Source organism: Streptomyces sp. NBC_01261 (genome assembly GCF_036226385.1).
Taxonomy (GTDB): domain Bacteria; phylum Actinomycetota; class Actinomycetes; order Streptomycetales; family Streptomycetaceae; genus Streptomyces.
Window position 1 is genome coordinate 5,954,930 of the sequence record NZ_CP108463.1, and the last position, 18,418, is coordinate 5,973,347.

An 18,418-nucleotide genomic window follows, 5' to 3' on the forward strand; every position below is an offset into this window, starting at 1 on the left:
TCCCGCCTATCACCGCCCTGCCGTGGCCAGTTGCCAGATCTGGGCCGCCGTCTCCTCCGCGGACTCGGTCGGTGGTGGGTTGTTGGGGAGCTGGGCGGGGACGGTCGTGTTCTTCTTCTTGCCCGGGCGGTCGGCGAAGAGGGCGACTGTCAGGGTCAGTTGGGAGTCCTGGGTGGTGGACCAGATGGTTCGGCGGGTGATTCCGCCGCCCGCTCCGGCGGTGAAGGAGATCTGGGGGGTCGGGATCTTCCGGGGGACGGGAGTCGAAGGGATGGGGGTCGAAGGGACCGCCGCTTGGAATGTCTTCGACATCTGCGCGGTCACCGTGAACACGTCCCGCTCGTCCAGCAGGTGTCGTGTGCTGGGGTGCGCCGTGTACATCCGGCGGCCGTCCCGGGTGATCTTCGTGATCGTGTACGGGGTCGCGTACACGCCGTTCGCCGCCACCGTCGCGTAGGCCGAGGCCAGCTTCAGCGGGGTGGGTGCGGCGGTCTTCCGGAGGTCGGTCAGGGGGGCGCCGAGGAGGACCTTGCCGAAGGGGTCCAGGGCCGTTCCCGCTTCCACGGCGCCGCCGACCGCGTCGTTGAACGGTTGGCGGGCGTAGTCCGAGCCGCCGTACAGGAGCCGGACCGCTCCGTCGCCGGGTTTGATCGCCACGACCGCCGTGTGCAGGGTCGTGCCCTTGGCGTCCTTGCCGGTCTTGCCGGTCTTGAGGTTCTTCACCGCCTCCGTCGTGGCGTCCTGCAGCGCCAGGTCGAACGTGGTGTGCACGGTGTAGCCGCCGCGGGCCAACTGGTCCTCGGTGATGCCGAGTCGGTCGGCGGCCTCCTGTGCGGCCACGTCGATCATGTACTGGCGTTGGCCCTCGGTCGTGCCCGGCGGGTAGAAGCGGAAGGCCGGGAAGGTGGCGTCGGCGCGTTGCTTCGGCGTGATGGCGCCGCTTGTCGCCATCGCGTCGAGTACCCATGCCCAGCGTGCCTTGAGGGTCGCGGTCACCTTCGGGTCGGAGCCCGCCTTCTCGTAGTACGACGGGATGTTGACGATCGCCGCGAGCGCGGCGCCCTGGGAGACGGTCAGGTTTCGGGTGTCCACGCCGAAGTAGTTGCGGGCGGCTGCCTGGATGCCGGCCGAACCCCGGCCGAAGTAGACCGTGTTGAGGTAGCCCGCGAGGATGTCGTCCTTGGACCGGGTGCGGTCGAGTTTGATCGCGATCAGGGCCTCGCGCGCCTTGCGGGACAGGGACTGTTCCGGGCTCAGCAGGGCGTTCTTCACGTACTGCTGGGTGATGGTGGAACCGCCCTGGTGTTCGCCGCCGGTGAGGGAGGCCAGGACCGCGCGGGTGATGGCTCGTGGCGAGACGCCGTCGTCCGTGCGGAACGAGCGGTTCTCGGCCGCGATCACCGCGTCCTGGACGTAGCGCGGTACCTGGGACAGGGGTACCTCCTGGCGGTCGACCGGTCCGCGTCGGCCCAGGTAGGAGCCCTTGTCGTCGACGAAGACCGTGCTCTGCGTGACCGTTTCCGGGTGCGGTTCGGGAATGTCCGTGAGGCGGTACGCGACGACCGCCGCCGTGCAGAGCGCCGTGATCAGGAGCAGGACGGCGATGAGCAGTCGGCGCAGCAGGCGGCCCCGGGTGCGGCGGAGGCGCAGGCGGAGCGGGATGCGCCGCAGCTGGGCGCGGGCACGGGTGCGGATGCGGTGCTTCACTCGGCCGCCCCGCCCCGTGCGACGGCCTTGCCGGACGCGTCGTACACCGTGACGGTCGGGCCGCCGTCGACGGAACTCGACTTCAACTCCCGCTGCGTCAGCGGTGTGCGCGCGTACCAGACGCCCCAGCCGGGGCTGCCCGCCAGCGTGAGGACCGTACCGGTGATCCTTCGGCCGTCGACCGTGACCTCGACGCGGGCCGGGTCGGCGGACAGGCCTCGGTACAGGCCCGACAGGAAGTACGAGGTGTTGTTCAGCGGGTCGGGTTGTACGGAGACGGTCGGTTTCCCGCTCTCGACGCCGACCTTCGTGCCGCTCCCGTACTTGTACGTCTCCTGCTCGTACCTGTCCTGGTACTTGTTCCGGTAGGTGTCCTCGGCACCGGTGTCGGTCAGGCCGAGGAACTGGTTCGGCGCTTCCGGCGTCGACCAGTGCTTGCCGTCGCTGGTCAGCCAGACCTGTACGCCCGGTACGGCGTCCACCCGTTCGCCGGGCGCGACGATCCTGATCGGGCTCTGCGCCACGGCGGTGGCGCCTCCGCCCGACCCGTCCGTGGAGCCGCCGCCCATGAACCGGTCCGCGCCGAACACGACCCCCGGCCCGAGCAGCAGTGCGCAGGCGGCCGCGACTGCTCCGCTACGGCGCCGTCGTAGCGCTCGGCCGCGTCGTTCGACGGCATCGAGCGGGACGGCGGACGGGACGACCCCGGCGGCGGCCTCCGCGAAGCCCCTGCGCAGCCGCTCCTCGTCACCTCCGCACAGCGCCAGCCCACGCCGGGCCCGGCTCTTGACCGCACCGGCGGACCAGCCGAGCAACTGGGCGATCTCCGCCTCGCGCAGGCCTTCCCAGTGCAGCAGCACGAGCACGGCCCGTTGGGCCTTCGGGCGGTGCGACCGCCCCCGTGCTCCGCGCAGGTACTCCTTGACCAGGAACCGTCGTACGTAGAAGTCCACGTCGGCCCGAGGTATTCGGCGCCACCGGGCGCACGCCTTCACCAGGGTTCTCCGCACCAGCTCGGTCGCCTCGCGGCGGTCGCCGGGGGTGCCGGTGAGCAGGTGGGCGGTGGTGACCAGCTGGGGCAGGCTCGCGTGGGCGTACGCGGTGAAGTCGTCGGGGGAGTGCGGCACTTCGGGGTTCCTCCGGTACGGCTGTGGGGGAAGTGGATCCAGGGACGCGTGTTTGTCGTCTTTCCTGTGAGGCGTGTGGTGAGGACGCGGCCATCGGGACCTGTACGCACGGCGAGGGCGGTCAGGTTGCACGGGAATTCCAAGACTCCGGTGAGGTCATGACCGAGGACGAGTTCGACGCTTTCTACGCGGCCACGTTTCCCCGTCTGACCGGCCAGCTCTCGGCGTTCACCGGTGACAGGGAGGAGGCACAGGACGTGGTTCAGGAGGCGTTCGTACGGGCCTGGGACCGGCGCGGGGACTTTCTCGCGGACGAGGCGCCCGAGGCGTGGATCCGTACGGTCGCCATGCGGCTGGCCGTGAGCCGTTGGCGCCGGGCCAGGCGCTGGCTGGAGTTGGTGCGCCGCACTCCGCCGCCCGGGTCGGTGCCGGGACCCGACCCTGATCACACGGCACTTGTCGCCGCGCTGCGCCAACTGCCCAAGGCGCAGCGGATGGTGATCGTCCTGCACCATCTGTGTGACGTGAGTGTCGAGCAGATAGCCTCCGACACGGGGGCGCCTGTGGGGACGGTCAAGGCCAGGTTGTACCGGGGGCGGGCGGCGTTGGCGAAGCATCTGGTGGTTGACGAGGGCGATGGGGCCTACGGAGCCGGCGGGGCTGATGGGGCGGGCGGCACGGGTAGCGCGGGTAGCGCGGGTAGCACGGGCAAGGCGGGCGCGTCGGTTCGGAAGGAGAGTGGTCGTGTCTGACGAACTCTCCGAGGACGGAGTCCCCGCCGCCGGACTCCCCGCCGCCGAAATCTCCGACGACTCCGAACTCTCCGCCGCTCTGCGTGAGTTGGCGGCTCGCCATGAGGCCTTCCCGGTGCTCTCCGGCGCCGCGGTCCGTCGTCGTGCGGTGCGTCGGGGGCGCCGTCGGACGGCGGGTGTGCTGGGCGCGGGTGCGGTGGCTTGCGCCGGGGTCGCCTTCGCGTTGACCGTGGGTCTCACGCACTCCGTGGGGGAGAGGGACGAGCGTCAAGTCCCGGCCGCCACCCACGCCGACCCTGTCCCGTCGCCCCGCGTCACCTCCCCCGAGGTGACAACTCCCGTACCGCGCGGGCCCGTCACCGGCACGGTCGTCGTCGGCAAGCGGGTCCTGATCGTGGGGCGCCGGATCATGCCGATGACCTCCGGTCTCCCCGACAGCTCAACGTTGGCAGGCCCGTTGACCGTCTACAGGAAGCACGAGACCAAGGTGGTCACCGTCACCGACCTGCCCGGCGGAGTCGCCTACACCACGGAGGTGTCGGTCGCGGTCGAACTGCGCGACACCGACGACGAACCGGTCTACGTCGGCATCGCCTCCTCCTCCAAGGAGAAGAGCACCGGGAAGGACGACACCCGCGCCGGCTGGATCGGTCTGGGCTCGGCCGACGCGAAGTGGTTCTACGAGGACGCGAAGATCGGGAGCGTTCTCTCGGTCACCGGTGCCGTGTCCGCGACGCCGGGATGACCATCGGGAAACCCACCGCTCACCGCCTCTTACCGCCTCGGTCCGGCGAAGGCGTACGCCGCGGTGCCAACTCCCAGGAGCAGCAGGGCAGTCCAGGTACCTTCCACCGTTCCGGCCGGCAACAGCATCCAGGTCGCCACCCGCATCGCCGTACTCGTGGCGGCCGGGGCGAAGAACGTGAACGACAGCCAGGCGAACGGCAGCGTCCACGCGTACTGTCCGCCCGAGAGCGCCGCGCCCAGGGCGGCGAGCCCGGTCAGGCCCGCGCTGTTCCGCACCACGAACTCGGTGCCGGCCATGAACTGGGTGCTGCCCGCGGGCGTGCCCGTCATCTGTACGGCCAGCAGCACCGCCGCGACCACCGCACCGGCGAGCAGCACATGCGCCGCTCTGCGCGGCACCCAGCGGATCGCGGCGGTCCGGTCCAGCGCGAGGTCCTGACCGCTGAGCCCGACCGAGGCCGCCATCACGCCTGTGGCGAGGACGAGCACGGGCAGCCGTGGATCACCGGGCTCTTGGCCGCTGCCGCCGGTGAGTGTCCTCATCGCCGCCGCGCTGATCATCAACGCGGCGAGTGACGCGGGTACTTGGCGCGAGCGGGCGTACAGCGTCAGCCAACGCACGGGCACCCACCTCCTCGGCACCCATGGCACCGGCCCCCACGCCACCGGGCCGCTTCTCCCTGGAACCCACCTCACCGGACGCACCTCCTCGGCACCTGTGTCCCGGGCACCCGTCCTACCGGGACGTACCTCTCCGGCACCTGTCTCCTCGGCACTCGTCTCACCGGGACGTGCCTCCTCGGCACCCATGTCCCGGGCGCTCATCTCTCCGGGACCTGTCTCCCGGGCATCCATGTCCCGGGCGCGCGTCCCGCTGGGAGGCACCTCTTCGGCGCCTGTCTCCTCGGCACTCGTCTCACCGGGACGTGCCTCCTCGGCACCCATGTCCCGGGCGCTCATCTCCCCGGGACGTGCCTCCCCGGCACCCATGTCCCGGGCACCCGTCCCACCGGGACGTACCTCCCCGGGACCTGCCTCCCGGGCATCCATGTCCCGGGCACCCGTCCCACCGGGACGTACCTCTCCGGGACCTGCCTCCCGGGCATCCATGTCCCGGGCACCCGTCCCACCGGGACGTACCTCTCCGGGACCTGCCTCCCGGGCATCCATGTCCCGGGCACCCGCCCCACCGGGAGGCACCTCCCCGGCACCCATCTCCCCGAGACCCACCTCCCCGGCACCCATGTCCCGGGCACCCGTCCCACCGGGAGGCACCTCCCCGGCAGTTGCCTTCCCGGTATCCATTTCCTGGGCACCTGGCTCACCGGGATGCACTCCCCCGGCACCTGGCTTCCCGACATCCGCCTTCCGGCCCCGCCTCACCGAGCCCCCCGCCCCGACAACACCTCGAACGGATCCCCCGTACAAGCCAGCGCAGCGCCCCGCATCGCGTTGATCCGCGAGACCTGCTCACCCCGCGGAAGCGCCATGAGCTTGTTCCACACCGGGCGGGCCTTGGCGTCGGCATCCTCGCGCATTCCGGCCGTTAGGCCGGGCAGGGGCTTCAGCTCGCCGAGGACCCACCCCAGCGCGACAGCCTGCGCGTACTGGTCGTCGCCGAAGCTGCTCCAGCCGGTCGGGGTGCAGCCCGGGACCAGGCCCTTGGCGAGCAGGGACCAGGTCAGCTGGTCCCTGCCCTTCGCCGCCGTGACGAGGTCGTCGTCGAAGTCGAACAGCACAGTCGTGCGGGACCACTTCGGCGTGGAACCCTCTGCCTGCACGGCGGTGTTCTCCCGCGCCGAGACCGGTGCCCGTCCACCCAGCGCGCCACGCAGCAGCCGTAGCGCTTCCTTGCCGGGACCGGCCAGTTCGGCGAGCCGGTCCTCGTGGGTCCTCGTCACGCACACCGGGCCGTCGCACACCAGCTCCGCGGCGGTCCTGTCGACGACGTACATCCGGCTCGGGTCGGACGGGAGGACGAGCAGGGCGAGGACCGCGCCCGCCAGGACCGGGGTGAGGGCGAGCAGTCGGGTGCGCCGGGTCGCGGCGATCAGGAGGGCGAAGCCGGTCGTGGCCATGCCCAGGACCCAGATCGTCTGGCCGATGTGCACGGAGGCGGAGAGCGTGACGAGGGCGCTGTGGACCTCGTCGACCTCGGGTGACAGGAGGGAGACGCGGTTCGGATGCGTGATCGGGAATCCCCCCGCCGGGTCGGTCGTCGCCGTCCGGCCGAGCGACAGGTGCATGAGGGCGGTGAACGCGAAGGCGCTCATGGCCAGCAGGGGCGGGGTGAGCGCGGACGGCAGGGCCCGGCCGACGCCCATGCCCAGCAGGGCCCCCGCTACGAGGAACAGCGCTCCCACGAGGGAGATCGGGAGCCAACCGGCGTGTGTGTAGGCGGTGTTGGCGAGTACCTGGACCCCGCCGACCAGGATGAGGAGGGCGTAGGCCGAGGCCAGTGTGATCGCTGTCGCGCCCGCCGGTACGGCCGCGCGGTGCCGGGCCGGACGCGGTGTGCTCGTCAGCAGCTCGACCATCCTCGAACGGTGGTCGCGCAGACCCTGCAACGCCCCGAACCCCACGGCGAGCGGCCACAGATAGAACAGCAGGCTCCGGGACCACAGGGCCAGGGACGTCCACTGGGCCGTCCACGCCGTGGTGCCGGTCCACCAGCTGCCGTTCACCAGGTACAGGAACGCCAGCGCGCTCGTCAGGATCACGCCGCCGGCCCAGGGGGCGACGGAACGTCTCAACTCGGTACGCAGGACACGGAAGTTGACGTCGACGCGCGGGACACGGCCGTTCACCAGGAGCCCCTCTCCCGCTCGGGGTCCGACAGCAGCGCCGAGTAGCCGCGCTCCAACGGGCTGTCGCCCACCTGCTCGGGACCACCCGTCGCGGCCAGCTCGTCCGGGGTGCCCTGGAAGACCAGCCGCCCCTCGGCGAACAGCACCACATCACCGCACGCGGCGGCGACGTCCTCGACCAGATGGGTCGACACGACCACACACGTGTCCGCGCCCAACTCCTGCAACAGCTCCCGGAACCGCAGCCGTTGGGCCGGATCCAGCCCGGCCGTGGGTTCGTCGAGCAGCAGGATCGCCGGGTCGTTGACGATGGCCTGCGCGATCCCGACCCTGCGCACCATGCCACCGGACAGCGCCTTCATCCGGTCGTCGGCCCGGTCGGCCAACCCCACCCGTTCCACGGCCCGTTGGACCGCCCCGGGGATCTCCGCCTTGGGCACTTCCTTCAACCAGGCCATGTACTCGACGAATTCACGCACGGTGAACCGCTTGTAGTAGCCGAACTCCTGCGGCAGATAGCCGATCCGCCGCCGCAGCGCCCGGTGCTCACCCATCCCGCCCGCGGACTCGCCGAGCAGTTCCAAGGTCCCCTCTGCGGGCCGCAGCACGGTGGCCAACGCCCGTATGAGGGTGGTCTTTCCGGCTCCGTTGGGGCCGAGCAGCCCGTGCACACCGGTCCCCAACGACAGATCCAGTCCGTCGACGGCCATCCGTTTCCGACCGACCCTGACCTTCAACCCCGTGGCCCGGATCTCCCAGGCGTAGGGCGTAGGCGCGATGTCGGCCGCGCTCACCGCGGGCATCATGTGATGGTCCTTTCCAACGGAATCCCCCATGGCCTTATGGCCTTTCTCATCGATCTCTCGCCGGTCACCGGTGGGCCCCCAGCACGGAGTACGCGCCCCGGCGGACGACCACGACCCCGACGCCGACCGCGAGAACCAGGCCCCACACAGCCAGCCCGCCCGCCTGCAGCGCGAAGGTCGCACGGTCGGCGACCACGGTCGGTGCCAGAACCACGGCGGCCCATACGCCGACCACCGCCACGGCGGCACGGGTCACCCCGACAACACCGCCGAGCGCCAGGGTCGTAGAGGTGAACGCCAGACAGGGCAGCAGCCACTGCGCGGCCGTCACCCCCGGCACCCCCGTTGCCCAGCCACCCACGAGCAGCGCCGGAACGACCACGGCGATCACGGACGCCGTACGCCGCAACACCAGCTGAAGCCCGGCCCTCGGCACGGAAGCCGTCAACTCGTAGGCGGGGTCGAGCCCTTGTGACCAGGACGCCGCGACACCGAGCACCGGCAGGACCGGCGCGAGCAACAACACCAGCGACACCCGGCCGACCCCGAACTCGTAGCCGCCCCCGACCAGATCGAGCAGCAGCGCGAGCAGGGTGACGCTCACGACCATCCCCAGCCACGGCACCATCGCCGGCGTCAGCCAGCTCGACACCCGCACCGACCGATACCGCCGCCGCGACACGGGCCCGTCCAGCCGAGGCCCAAGCCCGTCCCACACCCTTCCGACGAGCGCCGCCACGTCCGGCACATCCGCGGCAACGGCCGCCGCGAGCCGGTCCCGACAGACCCCGCACGTCTCCAAATGGGCTTCTACGGCCCACACTTCGTCGGCGGTGAGGTCGTCGCCGCCGAGGCCGCGCGCGTAGCTGTCGATGATCCGGGTCGACGCATGTTCCACGCTCATGTCAGCGCCCTCCGCATCGCGATCCTGGCCCGGCGCGCACGGGTCTTGACCGTGCCCTCGGGCAGTCCGAGCAGGACGGAGGTCTCCCGGACGGACAGTCCGTCGAGCACCAACGCCTGCAGTACTTGCCGGAGTTCCGGCGCGAGACAGCGCAGCGCGTCCCCGACGTCGCCGCCGACGGTCGCCGCGAGCACCTCCTCCTCGGCGCCGGGTGCGGCGTCGGCGGAAGCGGCGGCCGGTGGCGGCTCGGCGTGATGGGCCCGGCGCCGGAAGGCGTCGACGAGCCGTCGCGCCGCGATCGTCCACAGCCATCCGACGGCCGTACCGCCCACCGAGGCCCCCGCGAACGCCCCGGCCGCCCGCCACACCGCCAGATACGTCTCCTGCATCACCTCGGCGACGATCTGCTCGTCGGCACAGCGCCGGCGCAGCCGTACGGCCATCCACGGCGCGGTACGCCGGTACAGCTCGTCGAACGCCGCACGGTCCCCCCGTGCCACCAGCCGCACGAGACGCTCCTCGTCCAGCTCACCGTGTGCCTTCCTGACTGCTCTCACACCGGCTAGACGCGGGGCGGGGGGCGGAGGTTTTCTGTGTGGCGTGAGCCCCGTCACATTGCCGGGGGCGGGGGCGGGGGCGGGGGTGGGGGAGCGGCCGAGTGTGACGCTGCGAAGGGAACGACGGGCACCGTGCTGTCCGCACCGTGGTCTTCGGGGCGATGCCCCGGCTCGTGCCGATCTCCAGGTGACGGGTGAGATTTGATCATTCCGAGATGGCCGGGAGCCGGAAGCAGGGACCATCGCTGGGTACTGTCGTCAACGCGTTCGACGGCAGAACGGGGGACCGTCGGCGTGATGCGGCGAAGGCGGCGGCTCCGGAATCCGGCGTCAGGCGTTGACCAGGCGTGGTTCCGCTCGATCACGGCCCCCACTCGAGGGTTCGGACGTGTTGTCGGGCGTGAGAAGTGCGCCCGTCCGAGACAGGAGCCGTAGTGGCACTGAAGATACGGGGATCACGCGCGACCGCTGCCGCGTGCGCGGCAGTGACGGCGGTCGTCCTCGCGGTGGGCGCAGCCCTGCCCGCCACCGCCGCCGGATACCCGGCGTCGGCCGGCCCATGGGGGTCCGCGGCCGGCCTGACCGGCGCCGACGGTGAGCAGAGCCTGATCGACGTTCAGGTGGCTGGGGACGGCACAGCGTTCGCCCTGTGGCGCAACAAGGCGGCCGGTGCCGCCACTTGGGACATCCAGGCTGTCGTCAGGCCCGCGGGCAGCGACACATGGGCCGCTCCCCACACCCTGTTCACCACCGCCAACGCCACCGCCCCGGCCGTACTGACGGTGACCGCCGACGGGCACGCCGAGGTTGCCTGGATGACCGGTACCTACACCGACGGTTCGCTGGCCGCCGTCTCGGCCGGCTGGGATCCGGCGACGGGCGCGTGGTCGGATCCCAGCACGCTCACGGCCTACGCCGGACTGGACCTGTCGATGCCCCAGCTGGCCGCGGCGGCGGACGGCACCGTCACCGCTGTATGGGTCCAGGGCGACGCGTTCTGGAACTCCGAGGCGATGACCGCCACGCTCGCTCCCGGCGCGACGGCCTGGTCGGCACCGCATCGTCTCGGGTCCTTCTCCGACGGCTTCATCGAGCAGTTCTCCCTCGCGGTGGCTCCCGACGGCGCGGCCACGACGGTCTGGGACGCCTGGGACAGGACCAGCGACTCCAATGTCGACTCCATCGTGACCCGGGCCACCCCCGGCGGAGACTGGAGCAGCCCGGTCGCCCTGCCCGGCGCGGACGCCAAGTCCAGCGACGTGCAGGTGTCGATGTCCGCCAAGGGCGCCACCACCGTGCTGTGGCAGCACGCCACCAACGGGGTCGAGACGCTGAAGTCCCTCAGCAGGCCCTCCCCGACCGGCAGTTGGGGGGTTGTCCAGACCGCCGCGCCGATCGTTCAGGACAACGACGACAGCGGTCCCCTGACCGCCCCCAACGGGGATGTCACCTATGTGTGGGCGGGCTGGACCGGGAGCGCCGGCATGCCGATCGTCCAGGCCGTCACCCGCAGCGCGAGCACCGGCAGCTGGACCGCGCCGAAGACGCTGTCCACCGGCTACGTCGACCCGCAGATGGACGCGTCCATCGGCGCCGACGGGACCGTACAGGTCGTATGGCCGCAGGCACCCGGTATCGACAACGGCGAGGACCACTACCTGGAATGGGCCGTCCGGACCGGCGGCACATGGAGCAAGGCCACCGCACTCACCACCACGCCGGTCGCCTCCGTCCCCGACATGTACGCCCTGACGGCGGAGGTGGCGGCCGGACCTGACGGCCGGGCCACCGTGCTGGGGCGGACGGCCGTCCACGCCCCCGGGTCCGCCGACCGCTACACCTCGCAGGTGTGGAGCCGCTCGCAGACCCTGCTGACCAAGCCGACCATCACGAAGAAGGCCACGGTGAGCGGGACCGCCCGAACCGGTTCCAAGGTGACATGCTCCGCGGCCTGGTCCGGCTACAACGCGACCGGCGCGTGGTCGTGGTCGCGTGACGGCAGGACCATCTCCGCCGCCACCGGCACGACCCGCACCCTGACCTCGGACGACTACACCCACAAGATCGCGTGCGAGGTCACGGTCGGCAACGGCGCGGGTTCGGTCGACTCCACGTCACCAGCCGTCACGGTCGCCGTCGGGCCTGCGGCGAAGGCCACCAAGGCGCCCTCGCTCAGCGGCACCGCCGAGGTCGGGTACCGGCTGACGGCCGCGCACGGCACCTGGGCGCCGACGGCGACCTCGTACGCGTACTCCTGGAAGCGCGACGGCAAGGTCATCACCGGTGCCACCAAGTCGACCTACGTCGTGGTGAAGGCCGACAGGGGCCAGAAGATCACCGTGGGGGTGACCGCGCACCGCTACGGCTGGAGCGCCGGATCGGCGACCACCGCATCGGTCACGGTCCGCTGAGGGAATCGGCGCCCCGGCCGTAGAACGCTGTTGGTGGTCGGGGCGTCAGCCCAGAAGTCGGATTTCGACGGCCACGGCGCCGGGAGCTTCCTGGAGACGAAGCGCTGTGTCCTGGGGGTCCGGTATCCATTGGCGCGGAAACGATGAGCGTTCGTGGGAGCCGGAGCCGGAGCCGGAGCCGGAGCCGGATCACAGGGGTGGAAGCACATGACGAACCAACCGGTGTTCGTCCTGGGTGAGGAACTGCAGGCTCTGGAGCGGGCCGAGTTCGAGACCGAGGCGGAGTTCCAGGAGTTACTGGCGCGTACGGCAGCGGCTCGCCGAGGGTCAGCGACTCGTCCTCCGCCTCGCCGGTTTCGCCGTAGCGTCGGATCACGGTGCCGTGCTCGGCGACGAGCCAGGCGGAGCCGTCGCCCCGGCCGCCGTAGTAGTACGCCTGGGCCCGGCCGTAACGGGCACTGAGTTCGGTGCACAGGCGTAGCACTTCCTGGCGGCGCTCCTGGCGGCGCTCCTGGCCGTGCGGGTCGCACCAGGCGCCGAGGACGAGGGTCCAGCCGGCGAGTTCGGGGGTGACGAAGACCCGTTCGTAGCCGGTGTGTTCGTCCGTGTCGCGGCCGTGGCCGTCGGCGTCGACATCGTCGCCGAGGTGGCGCTCGGCACCGACCTCGCGTTGGACCTGGCCGTGCTGCGGGCCCGCGGCACGATCTCGGCCTACGCCAACGACGGTGGCAAGCCGGTCGAACTGGACGTGCCGCAGAGCATGGTGCTGAACGCGCGTCTGCAGTTCCTGGTGCTCTACACGGCCGGTCCGGAGGCACTCGCCGCGGCAGTCGACGACGTGGCCGCCGCAGTACGCGACGGCGCGCTGCCGCTCGGCGAGGAGCACGGCCTCCCGCTGGTCCGCTTCCCGCTCGACCGCACCGCCGACGCGCACCAGGCGGTGGAGAGCGGAACCATCGGCAAGGTCCTGGTGAGCATCATGGAGCGACCCCCGGCCGACCGCAGCGCGAACACAGCGCCGTAGCCGCCCCGCCCCGCCGTCGACACGCCACGGCCGTCCCGTGCGAAACCCGAACTGCCTTCTGACACGAACCTCCCACCCGCCGGCTGATCACAGCGGACAGCAAAAAGGCCCGGGTCGATGACCTGGGCCTTCGTCCTGGAGCGGGTGACGAGAATCGAACTCGCACTCTCAGCTTGGGAAGCTGCGGGTATTTGAGGCGGATCCCTGCTCTGACCTGTACGGACGGCCTCTTGGGTAGCTCGATGGGTGCTGGCGTCGTCCCCGTGGTTCCCCGCAGTTCCCCGCCTTATCTGGTGCGGTTGTGGTGCGCTCTTGCCGTGCTGTGGGGGAGTTCAGCTCCGAGCGGCCGAGCGTCGCGACCACCTATGCCACCGGCCTGTGAGAAGTCGGTTGCATCCCATGAGTAGTGCGAAGCAGAGCACCAGCAAGGTCAGTGCTTCGAACAGGTCGACGCTCGGGCCGCGATGGGACACGGCGAGGAACCAACAAGCCAGACTGAGAACGACGATGGCGAGCGTAAGGACGCGCGCGAAGAACACAATCAGCGGACGCAGTTCCCTCATACTCGCCTCACTCAACAGTGGTCATCCTGATTACGTCAAGTCGAGACCCTAACAGCCGAACTGCTGTAGCTGACCGCCTAGTTGAGGCCTGCGAGCACGGTTCTGCCGTCGGCTACCGAAAGCAAGCCAAGACGACGGATGCGTCGAACAAGCTCAAGTTCTCCGGGCTTCGGCATAACCCTTCCAGCTTCGCAGATCAACTCCGGCAGCCCAGGCCAGAGCAGGGTGGGGGCGGTCACCTGTGGGCTTCGGCTGTCAGCGTTGATCGGCCTCGTACGGCCCAGGGACGGCCCAGGGCGGCATTCGGTCGGACCTTCCTGGCGATGTCAGTGCCGGTGGCTATGGTGCGACGACCATCGAGCGCGACTCATCGGGGAGGGGCCATGGGAGCCAAAACGGGACTGCTCATCTATGCCGACGGCGAGGTGCCGGGCCTGCTGCGACAGGTGAAGGCGGCAGACCTGCCGCGGACGTTCGAGATGATGCGGCGCCTTTACCCGGGCTGGGAGATCGAGCAGCTCGAAGGCTCGTCACTGGGAGGCGGCGTGTATCCCCCGAAAAACACGGCATACGCCGCGAGCCGACTGGGCGTGGAGATCGTCTGCGACCAACGGGTAATGATCGACTTCCCGTCCCAGCTTCCCGAGCACCTCATCGCGGCAAGCGCCGGCCGACGGCTCGTCCTGCACGCCATGCACAGTGTCGTCGACTGGCTCGCGTTCGCAGTGTGGGAGGACGGGCGCCTGGTCCGCTCCCTGAGTCTGTCGCCGGACAGCGGCATCATCGAGAACATCGGCGAACCGCTCCCCTTCGAGCTGCCCTACTGGGCCGGGGACCGTCCCGCCGACGTCGTCCCCTGGCCGGACGAAGACGAAGAGCCGTACCCGCTGCCCTTCCACCCGTTGGAGCTGGGCGAAGACGCCCTGCGTGCGCTCTGCGGCTTCGTCCAGGAGGGCCGCCCCGAACCTGACGACATCGACGCATACAGCATCGACCTCCACGGATTCCACGTGCGGGACCCTCACGGGCCTGACCCTGCGGAGGAAGAAGCGAAGTTGAAGAGGATCATGGAAACCATGGGGCCGCCGCGCTTCTACACGCTGAGCCCCGATGGCTCGCTGATCGAGCGCGACAACCTGTAGCCCACGACCTCTTCGTCCCGAAGCAACTTGGGTGGGGGCTCTGCCTTGGGTCGGTGTGCCTCTCACCTGCTGCAACTGTCCGCAGGCGTCCGCGCTTGTCCGCCGCTGTTCGCCTGCGTTGTCACGCAATTAGACACTCACAGCCCCAGCGACCTGCCGGCGCTGGCGGCAGTCCGGGCTGGGGCATGACGCAAGGATGCCTGAGCCGCGAAGGCTCGAAGAGCCGCTAGTAGAGACTGCTGTGTACGGCCCAGACGTCGATGACAACCATCGTCAGGACCCACAGGGCTGCGACACCGAGGACGGAACGTTTGACCAGTTGGGTCCGCTGCCGCACCACGGTGGTGAGTTGCTCTGTGTTCCTGCCGTCGGGTCGTGGGTAATCCCGCCATCGGCCTGTTCCTATCCAGACTGCCGCCAAGGCCATGGCGATCCAGACGGTCCACTCTCCTAGCCGTTCACCGAGTTGGTACAGCGTCATCTGTAGACCCCCCTATCCCCAGCACAGAAGGACCCTACTCGGCCGTGGGACAACAGTTCGGTGGGGGCCGGTAGCCGATTCGAGGCGGAGAACTTCTGATCCGTGGCTCTGCAGACATCGGTCGTTGTAGGCCAGAGAGGACGTAGGCAGTGGCCTGTGGGTCGGCGTTGGGCGCTGCCGGTTGCTGGATTTCGTTGGTGTACAGCAGGATCGAAGGATGTCCCGATCAGTAGGCGCGCACACTGCCGATCCGTGTCCTCGGTGCCGTGTTGAAGCGGTCCGTCTGGGCAAGCCGATGACTGTTGGGGGATGCGATGCGGTTGGATACCACTGCGATCACTGTGCGCATGCGTGGACTCGGCAGGTTGAGGATGACCTGAACGTCTACGACATCGTCAGGGTGGACCTCCTCGACGCCACGCTCTACGGCAACGTCTGGCAGGTGGACGCCGATCGCGTCCAGGTACGCGGTGCGGGCGGTGATTGGCTGCGGTGGGTCGAGCGCTGGAGAGTGATCGTCTACTGAGGCCCCACCTCGCCTGTGTCTGACTGACCGACCGCACTCGGGAATCACCTGGCTTGCCAGTGTCGGCCGCGCATCGGATGACTGCCGCACGCGCCAGGGGTGCATGCACTCTTTCCAACTGTGGGGGTGGGGCGTTGGCGTGTGTTCAAGGCTGTTCACCTGCGTTCATAGGCGGTTGACCATTGAGCGTGCGCGGTGCGCTGGACTCATCTGAACGTCGGTGAACTTGGGTGAATGAGACGGAAACTGAGACGGCTGCCCGTGGCCTCGTCAGCGCAAGAACGGTAGGCGTCGGCGCCGGGTTCCCCCCGCTGGCCGGTCGGGCAGCCGTGCATAGCGGATCAAGGATGTTGGGCTGGCGGTACGGATCCACACTGGGGCTCCGACGATGATGCGCTGTGCTCCGAGCATGTTGCCGGAAAGGTGCCAGCGGCTTTCGGTGAGCAGGACGTCGGTGTAGATCTGAGTGAACCACTCGCTGTCATCTGTGTGAGCGAGGGTGTATCCGCGTGTCCAGGGGCGGTCTTCGTGCTCTTCTTCTGTGCCGGTGGAGCCTTGGTTCAGCGCAATGTTCAGAGCTTCCACTGACAGCTGTTCGGGATCATCCCATTGAGATGTGTTCCTGGTGCCTCGGCTCTCCAACAGTTCGGCGACGGCGTGCCAGGCGGATGAGAACCACCCGGCTTCGGGGGCGTCTGCTGGGCGCAGAATGCGGCCGGGGAAGTTGTCCATGCTGCCGAAGAGCACAAGGTCGATGTGCTGGCCTGCGCTGCTGGTCGTCCTGATGTGGAACATTGCCCCTTTGTCTCGCTCCGGCCCGCCAAGGAACCTGGCGATGTGGATCTGGCCGGCTCCCTTGGCGAAGCGAGCGGGAGGGGGCTTGTCGAGGGCGGAGGCCGCTTGGGCACCGATGTGCTTTTCGATCTTGCCGGCCTTTTCGCGGCGAGTCAGGTCCCCTCGGTTGCCGTTGCCGACCTCGACCCCGATGCCTTGCAAGGCAGCCTTGAGAGTCCAGTTCGGCTGGCCGTCCAGCTTGATGCCGTTGTCAGATGCGACCTCGGCAACGCGGCGTTCTGACCAGTACAAGTAGCTGCCCGCGTGGCCGCTTCGCATCATCAGTTCTCCATCTCACGCTGCCCTGGTGCGCAGCGTATGTTTCCACTCTCGTCGGCATGGTGGCCTTGGGCTCTTGGCTGACGCAAGCTCGGTGAGGCTGCGTGACGAGAGCATGCTGAATAGCGCCTGAGGTTAGGAAGGTTGCTGCATTTCGCTGCTGTACCGCTTGTAGCAGTACTGGGCCGGTGTCCCGCCGGTACGATGCGCGGGCTGGACGGTGTCCATGCGATGGGGGAGGGGCGATGAGGATCAAGGATCAGGCGTACCCGGCAGCGGTCGAAGCGGCTGTTGAGGTTCTGCGGAAGCGGGCCCGGCAGGGACAGGACATTACGTACGGGGAGCTGAGCGCCGAGTTGGCGGCACAGGGCTTCGACTCCATCCCGCCGCATCGCGGGATCATGACTTACCTGCTCAAGGATGTCTGCCTCTACGACAACGAGGACGGACGAGCACCGATGCTCTCGGCGATCGTGGTGAACAAGGCCAGTCGGGAGCCATCCGACCAGTTCTCAGGCCTTGCCCGAAGCCTGCCCTTCTCCCGGCCGGCCAACTGGAGCTGGCGGAACGAGCAGCAACAGGTGTTCGCTCAGCACTGCGAGGAATGACGTTGGCCCTCGACACCAGATTTAGGAGTTCGATCACGGCACGGTTCAGCCTCGGAACTGCATGGTCGGCTCGGCCGAGCCCGGCTGTAGCTGATTGCGAGCGTGCGGGGGCGTTGATGTCACTCGTGGATGTCAGGGCGGACTACCGCTAAGCGGCCCACACGGTGTAGACGGCGTGGGTGGCCGTGCTCAGGGCAGGGACGCCGGTCCACTTCTCGCGATAGCTCATTCCGGCGGGCAGGCTGTCAGGCACGTTGTCGGACGAGCCGGTGTCGCCGCCGACTACATGTCCGACGGCGTCATAGAGAACGACCTGCTGGGTGACGCCGCCGGTGAGCTCGTCGTGGGTGCTGTTAGTGACCTTCACCGTCAGGTTGTAGGACAGCGGAGCGTCCGTGTAGGTGTCCTCGTTGCCCTTGGCGAGTTTCAGCTCGCCGGTCTTGAGCATAGGCAGTTCGATGGCGCCGGCCTGTCCGAAGGCGTTCTTGGCCTGTGAGACCTGGATTTTCGCTGGGGTGCCCGTCAGGTCGGTGTCGAAGGCCCCACCGCCTCCGAGGTAGCCGAAGTAGTCGAAGGTGGTGCCGCTGGGAATGTTCGGTAGATCGTTCTGGCTGGAGCCGACGATCGTGCCGGTCTTGTCGAGGGCGCGCGCGTTGAGAGCGACGGATGCGGCTGAGTCGGCGGGGTTCTTGACGCGGGCGACATACCACACTTGGGGTTCGTCGAAGAAGGTGCCGACGTGGCTCCATGCGAGCTGGACCGTGGGGGATCCTGAGCTGGGGTGATTGAGATTGCTGGCGCCGGTGCCCTGAGGGGCTGTGCTGTGGTTGGTGTGGCTGGTGCATCCGCCGGTAAGCGCGATGGCCGCCACCATTGCGGTCACGGCCAGGTAGGCGCTGCTTCTCATGTCGATCCCCCAAGTGTGGTGCTGGCTGGCGAGATCGTCCCGCTGCCTCCGTACCGGGTCAACTCGACCGATGGCTTCAGCCGAGAGAATCGAACTCGCGCTCTCAGCTTGGGAAGCTCGGGTTCTTTGGCGGTGGTTGCTGCGCTGGCCTGCGCCGGAGTGAGGTTAGGGGACTGACCGCACGTGTGGTCAGTCCCGCTGTTGACCGTGGTTCCCCGCACGATCTGGCACGCGAA

General features: G+C 69.2%; 17 protein-coding genes. 7 read left to right on the plus strand and 10 right to left on the minus strand.

The genetic code is table 11. The annotated features are described in order from the left end of the window. Window positions 1-9 precede the first annotated feature (9 nt). Window positions 10-1,707 (minus strand): transglycosylase domain-containing protein, encoded by a 1,698-nt coding sequence (locus OG226_RS26330; RefSeq protein ID WP_329350201.1) that lies wholly within the window; start codon window positions 1,705-1,707, stop codon window positions 10-12. Then, window positions 1,704-2,834: a sigma factor-like helix-turn-helix DNA-binding protein gene (locus OG226_RS26335; protein WP_329350202.1), complete on the minus strand. Its 1,131-nt coding sequence runs from the start codon at window positions 2,832-2,834 to the stop codon at window positions 1,704-1,706. Before OG226_RS26335 ends, OG226_RS26330 begins: the two co-directional genes overlap by 4 nt. A gap of 158 nt (window positions 2,835-2,992) precedes the next feature. Between OG226_RS26335 and OG226_RS26340 the strand changes: the two genes are divergently transcribed. Both OG226_RS26340 and OG226_RS26345 read left to right on the plus strand, forming a co-directional pair. Continuing rightward, window positions 2,993-3,586: a SigE family RNA polymerase sigma factor gene (locus tag OG226_RS26340; RefSeq protein ID WP_328681038.1), complete on the plus strand. Its 594-nt coding sequence runs from the start codon at window positions 2,993-2,995 to the stop codon at window positions 3,584-3,586. Beyond that, complete coding sequence (locus tag OG226_RS26345) at window positions 3,579-4,331, plus strand: hypothetical protein (RefSeq protein WP_329350203.1); 753 nt, start codon at window positions 3,579-3,581, stop codon at window positions 4,329-4,331. Before OG226_RS26340 ends, OG226_RS26345 begins: the two co-directional genes overlap by 8 nt. A 29-nt stretch (window positions 4,332-4,360) precedes the next feature. Here OG226_RS26345 and OG226_RS26350 read toward each other — a convergent pair whose 3' ends face one another. From OG226_RS26350 to OG226_RS26370, 5 genes are all read right to left on the minus strand, one after another. Then, entirely contained in the window at window positions 4,361-4,954 is a 594-nt protein-coding gene (locus OG226_RS26350; RefSeq protein WP_329353520.1) for a hypothetical protein, read from the minus strand. A 758-nt stretch (window positions 4,955-5,712) separates the two neighbouring features. Next, a complete protein-coding gene (locus OG226_RS26355) occupies window positions 5,713-7,140 on the minus strand; it encodes a hypothetical protein (RefSeq protein ID WP_329350204.1) in 1,428 nt (475 codons plus the stop codon). After that, window positions 7,137-7,946, minus strand: coding sequence for an ABC transporter ATP-binding protein (locus OG226_RS26360; RefSeq protein WP_328681034.1), 810 nt, complete (start codon window positions 7,944-7,946; stop codon window positions 7,137-7,139). The genes OG226_RS26355 and OG226_RS26360 overlap by 4 nt, the downstream gene beginning before the upstream one ends. Before the next feature lie 64 nt (window positions 7,947-8,010). Further along, a complete protein-coding gene (locus OG226_RS26365; RefSeq protein WP_329350205.1) occupies window positions 8,011-8,850 on the minus strand; it encodes a zf-HC2 domain-containing protein in 840 nt (279 codons plus the stop codon). Beyond that, on the minus strand, window positions 8,847-9,407 hold the full coding sequence (locus tag OG226_RS26370) for an RNA polymerase sigma factor (protein ID WP_328681032.1): 561 nt from the start codon (window positions 9,405-9,407) through the stop codon (window positions 8,847-8,849). The genes OG226_RS26365 and OG226_RS26370 overlap by 4 nt, the downstream gene beginning before the upstream one ends. 434 nt (window positions 9,408-9,841) lie before the next feature. On the opposite strand from OG226_RS26370, the gene OG226_RS26375 reads away from it, so the two are divergent. The 3 genes from OG226_RS26375 (at window position 9,842) to OG226_RS26385 (ending at window position 14,547) form a co-directional block, all read left to right on the plus strand. Further along, window positions 9,842-11,818: a hypothetical protein gene (locus OG226_RS26375; RefSeq protein ID WP_329350206.1), complete on the plus strand. Its 1,977-nt coding sequence runs from the start codon at window positions 9,842-9,844 to the stop codon at window positions 11,816-11,818. Window positions 11,819-12,335: 517 nt separating this feature from the next. After that, window positions 12,336-12,842, plus strand: coding sequence for a hypothetical protein (locus tag OG226_RS26380; RefSeq protein ID WP_329350207.1), 507 nt, complete (start codon window positions 12,336-12,338; stop codon window positions 12,840-12,842). 946 nt (window positions 12,843-13,788) lie between these two features. Continuing rightward, window positions 13,789-14,547: a DUF6928 family protein gene (locus OG226_RS26385; RefSeq protein ID WP_329350208.1), complete on the plus strand. Its 759-nt coding sequence runs from the start codon at window positions 13,789-13,791 to the stop codon at window positions 14,545-14,547. Window positions 14,548-14,773: 226 nt separating this feature from the next. Here OG226_RS26385 and OG226_RS26390 read toward each other — a convergent pair whose 3' ends face one another. Beyond that, complete coding sequence (locus tag OG226_RS26390) at window positions 14,774-15,028, minus strand: hypothetical protein (RefSeq protein WP_329350209.1); 255 nt, start codon at window positions 15,026-15,028, stop codon at window positions 14,774-14,776. Window positions 15,029-15,428: 400 nt separating this feature from the next. On the opposite strand from OG226_RS26390, the gene OG226_RS26395 reads away from it, so the two are divergent. Further along, entirely contained in the window at window positions 15,429-15,554 is a 126-nt protein-coding gene (locus OG226_RS26395) for a hypothetical protein (RefSeq protein WP_328681026.1), read from the plus strand. A 270-nt stretch (window positions 15,555-15,824) separates the two neighbouring features. Here OG226_RS26395 and OG226_RS26400 read toward each other — a convergent pair whose 3' ends face one another. Then, window positions 15,825-16,670: a hypothetical protein gene (locus OG226_RS26400; protein ID WP_329350210.1), complete on the minus strand. Its 846-nt coding sequence runs from the start codon at window positions 16,668-16,670 to the stop codon at window positions 15,825-15,827. Between the two features lie 242 nt (window positions 16,671-16,912). Between OG226_RS26400 and OG226_RS26405 the strand changes: the two genes are divergently transcribed. Continuing rightward, complete coding sequence (locus tag OG226_RS26405) at window positions 16,913-17,275, plus strand: hypothetical protein (RefSeq protein WP_329350211.1); 363 nt, start codon at window positions 16,913-16,915, stop codon at window positions 17,273-17,275. Between the two features lie 148 nt (window positions 17,276-17,423). Here the strand turns inward: OG226_RS26405 and OG226_RS26410 are convergent, their stop codons facing one another. Next, entirely contained in the window at window positions 17,424-18,182 is a 759-nt protein-coding gene (locus OG226_RS26410; RefSeq protein WP_329350212.1) for a hypothetical protein, read from the minus strand. Window positions 18,183-18,418: the final 236 nt, after the last annotated feature.

Coding starts and splice junctions, on each gene's coding strand:
- OG226_RS26340 (WP_328681038.1), top strand. CDS start 2,993: ATGACCGAGGACGAGTTCGACGCTTTCTACGCGGCCACGTTTCCCCGT.
- OG226_RS26360 (WP_328681034.1), bottom strand. CDS start 7,946: ATGATGCCCGCGGTGAGCGCGGCCGACATCGCGCCTACGCCCTACGCC.
- OG226_RS26365 (WP_329350205.1), bottom strand. CDS start 8,850: ATGAGCGTGGAACATGCGTCGACCCGGATCATCGACAGCTACGCGCGC.
- OG226_RS26385 (WP_329350208.1), top strand. CDS start 13,789: ATGGGAGCCAAAACGGGACTGCTCATCTATGCCGACGGCGAGGTGCCG.
- OG226_RS26390 (WP_329350209.1), bottom strand. CDS start 15,028: ATGACGCTGTACCAACTCGGTGAACGGCTAGGAGAGTGGACCGTCTGG.
- OG226_RS26400 (WP_329350210.1), bottom strand. CDS start 16,670: ATGATGCGAAGCGGCCACGCGGGCAGCTACTTGTACTGGTCAGAACGC.
- OG226_RS26405 (WP_329350211.1), top strand. CDS start 16,913: ATGAGGATCAAGGATCAGGCGTACCCGGCAGCGGTCGAAGCGGCTGTT.
- OG226_RS26410 (WP_329350212.1), bottom strand. CDS start 18,182: ATGAGAAGCAGCGCCTACCTGGCCGTGACCGCAATGGTGGCGGCCATC.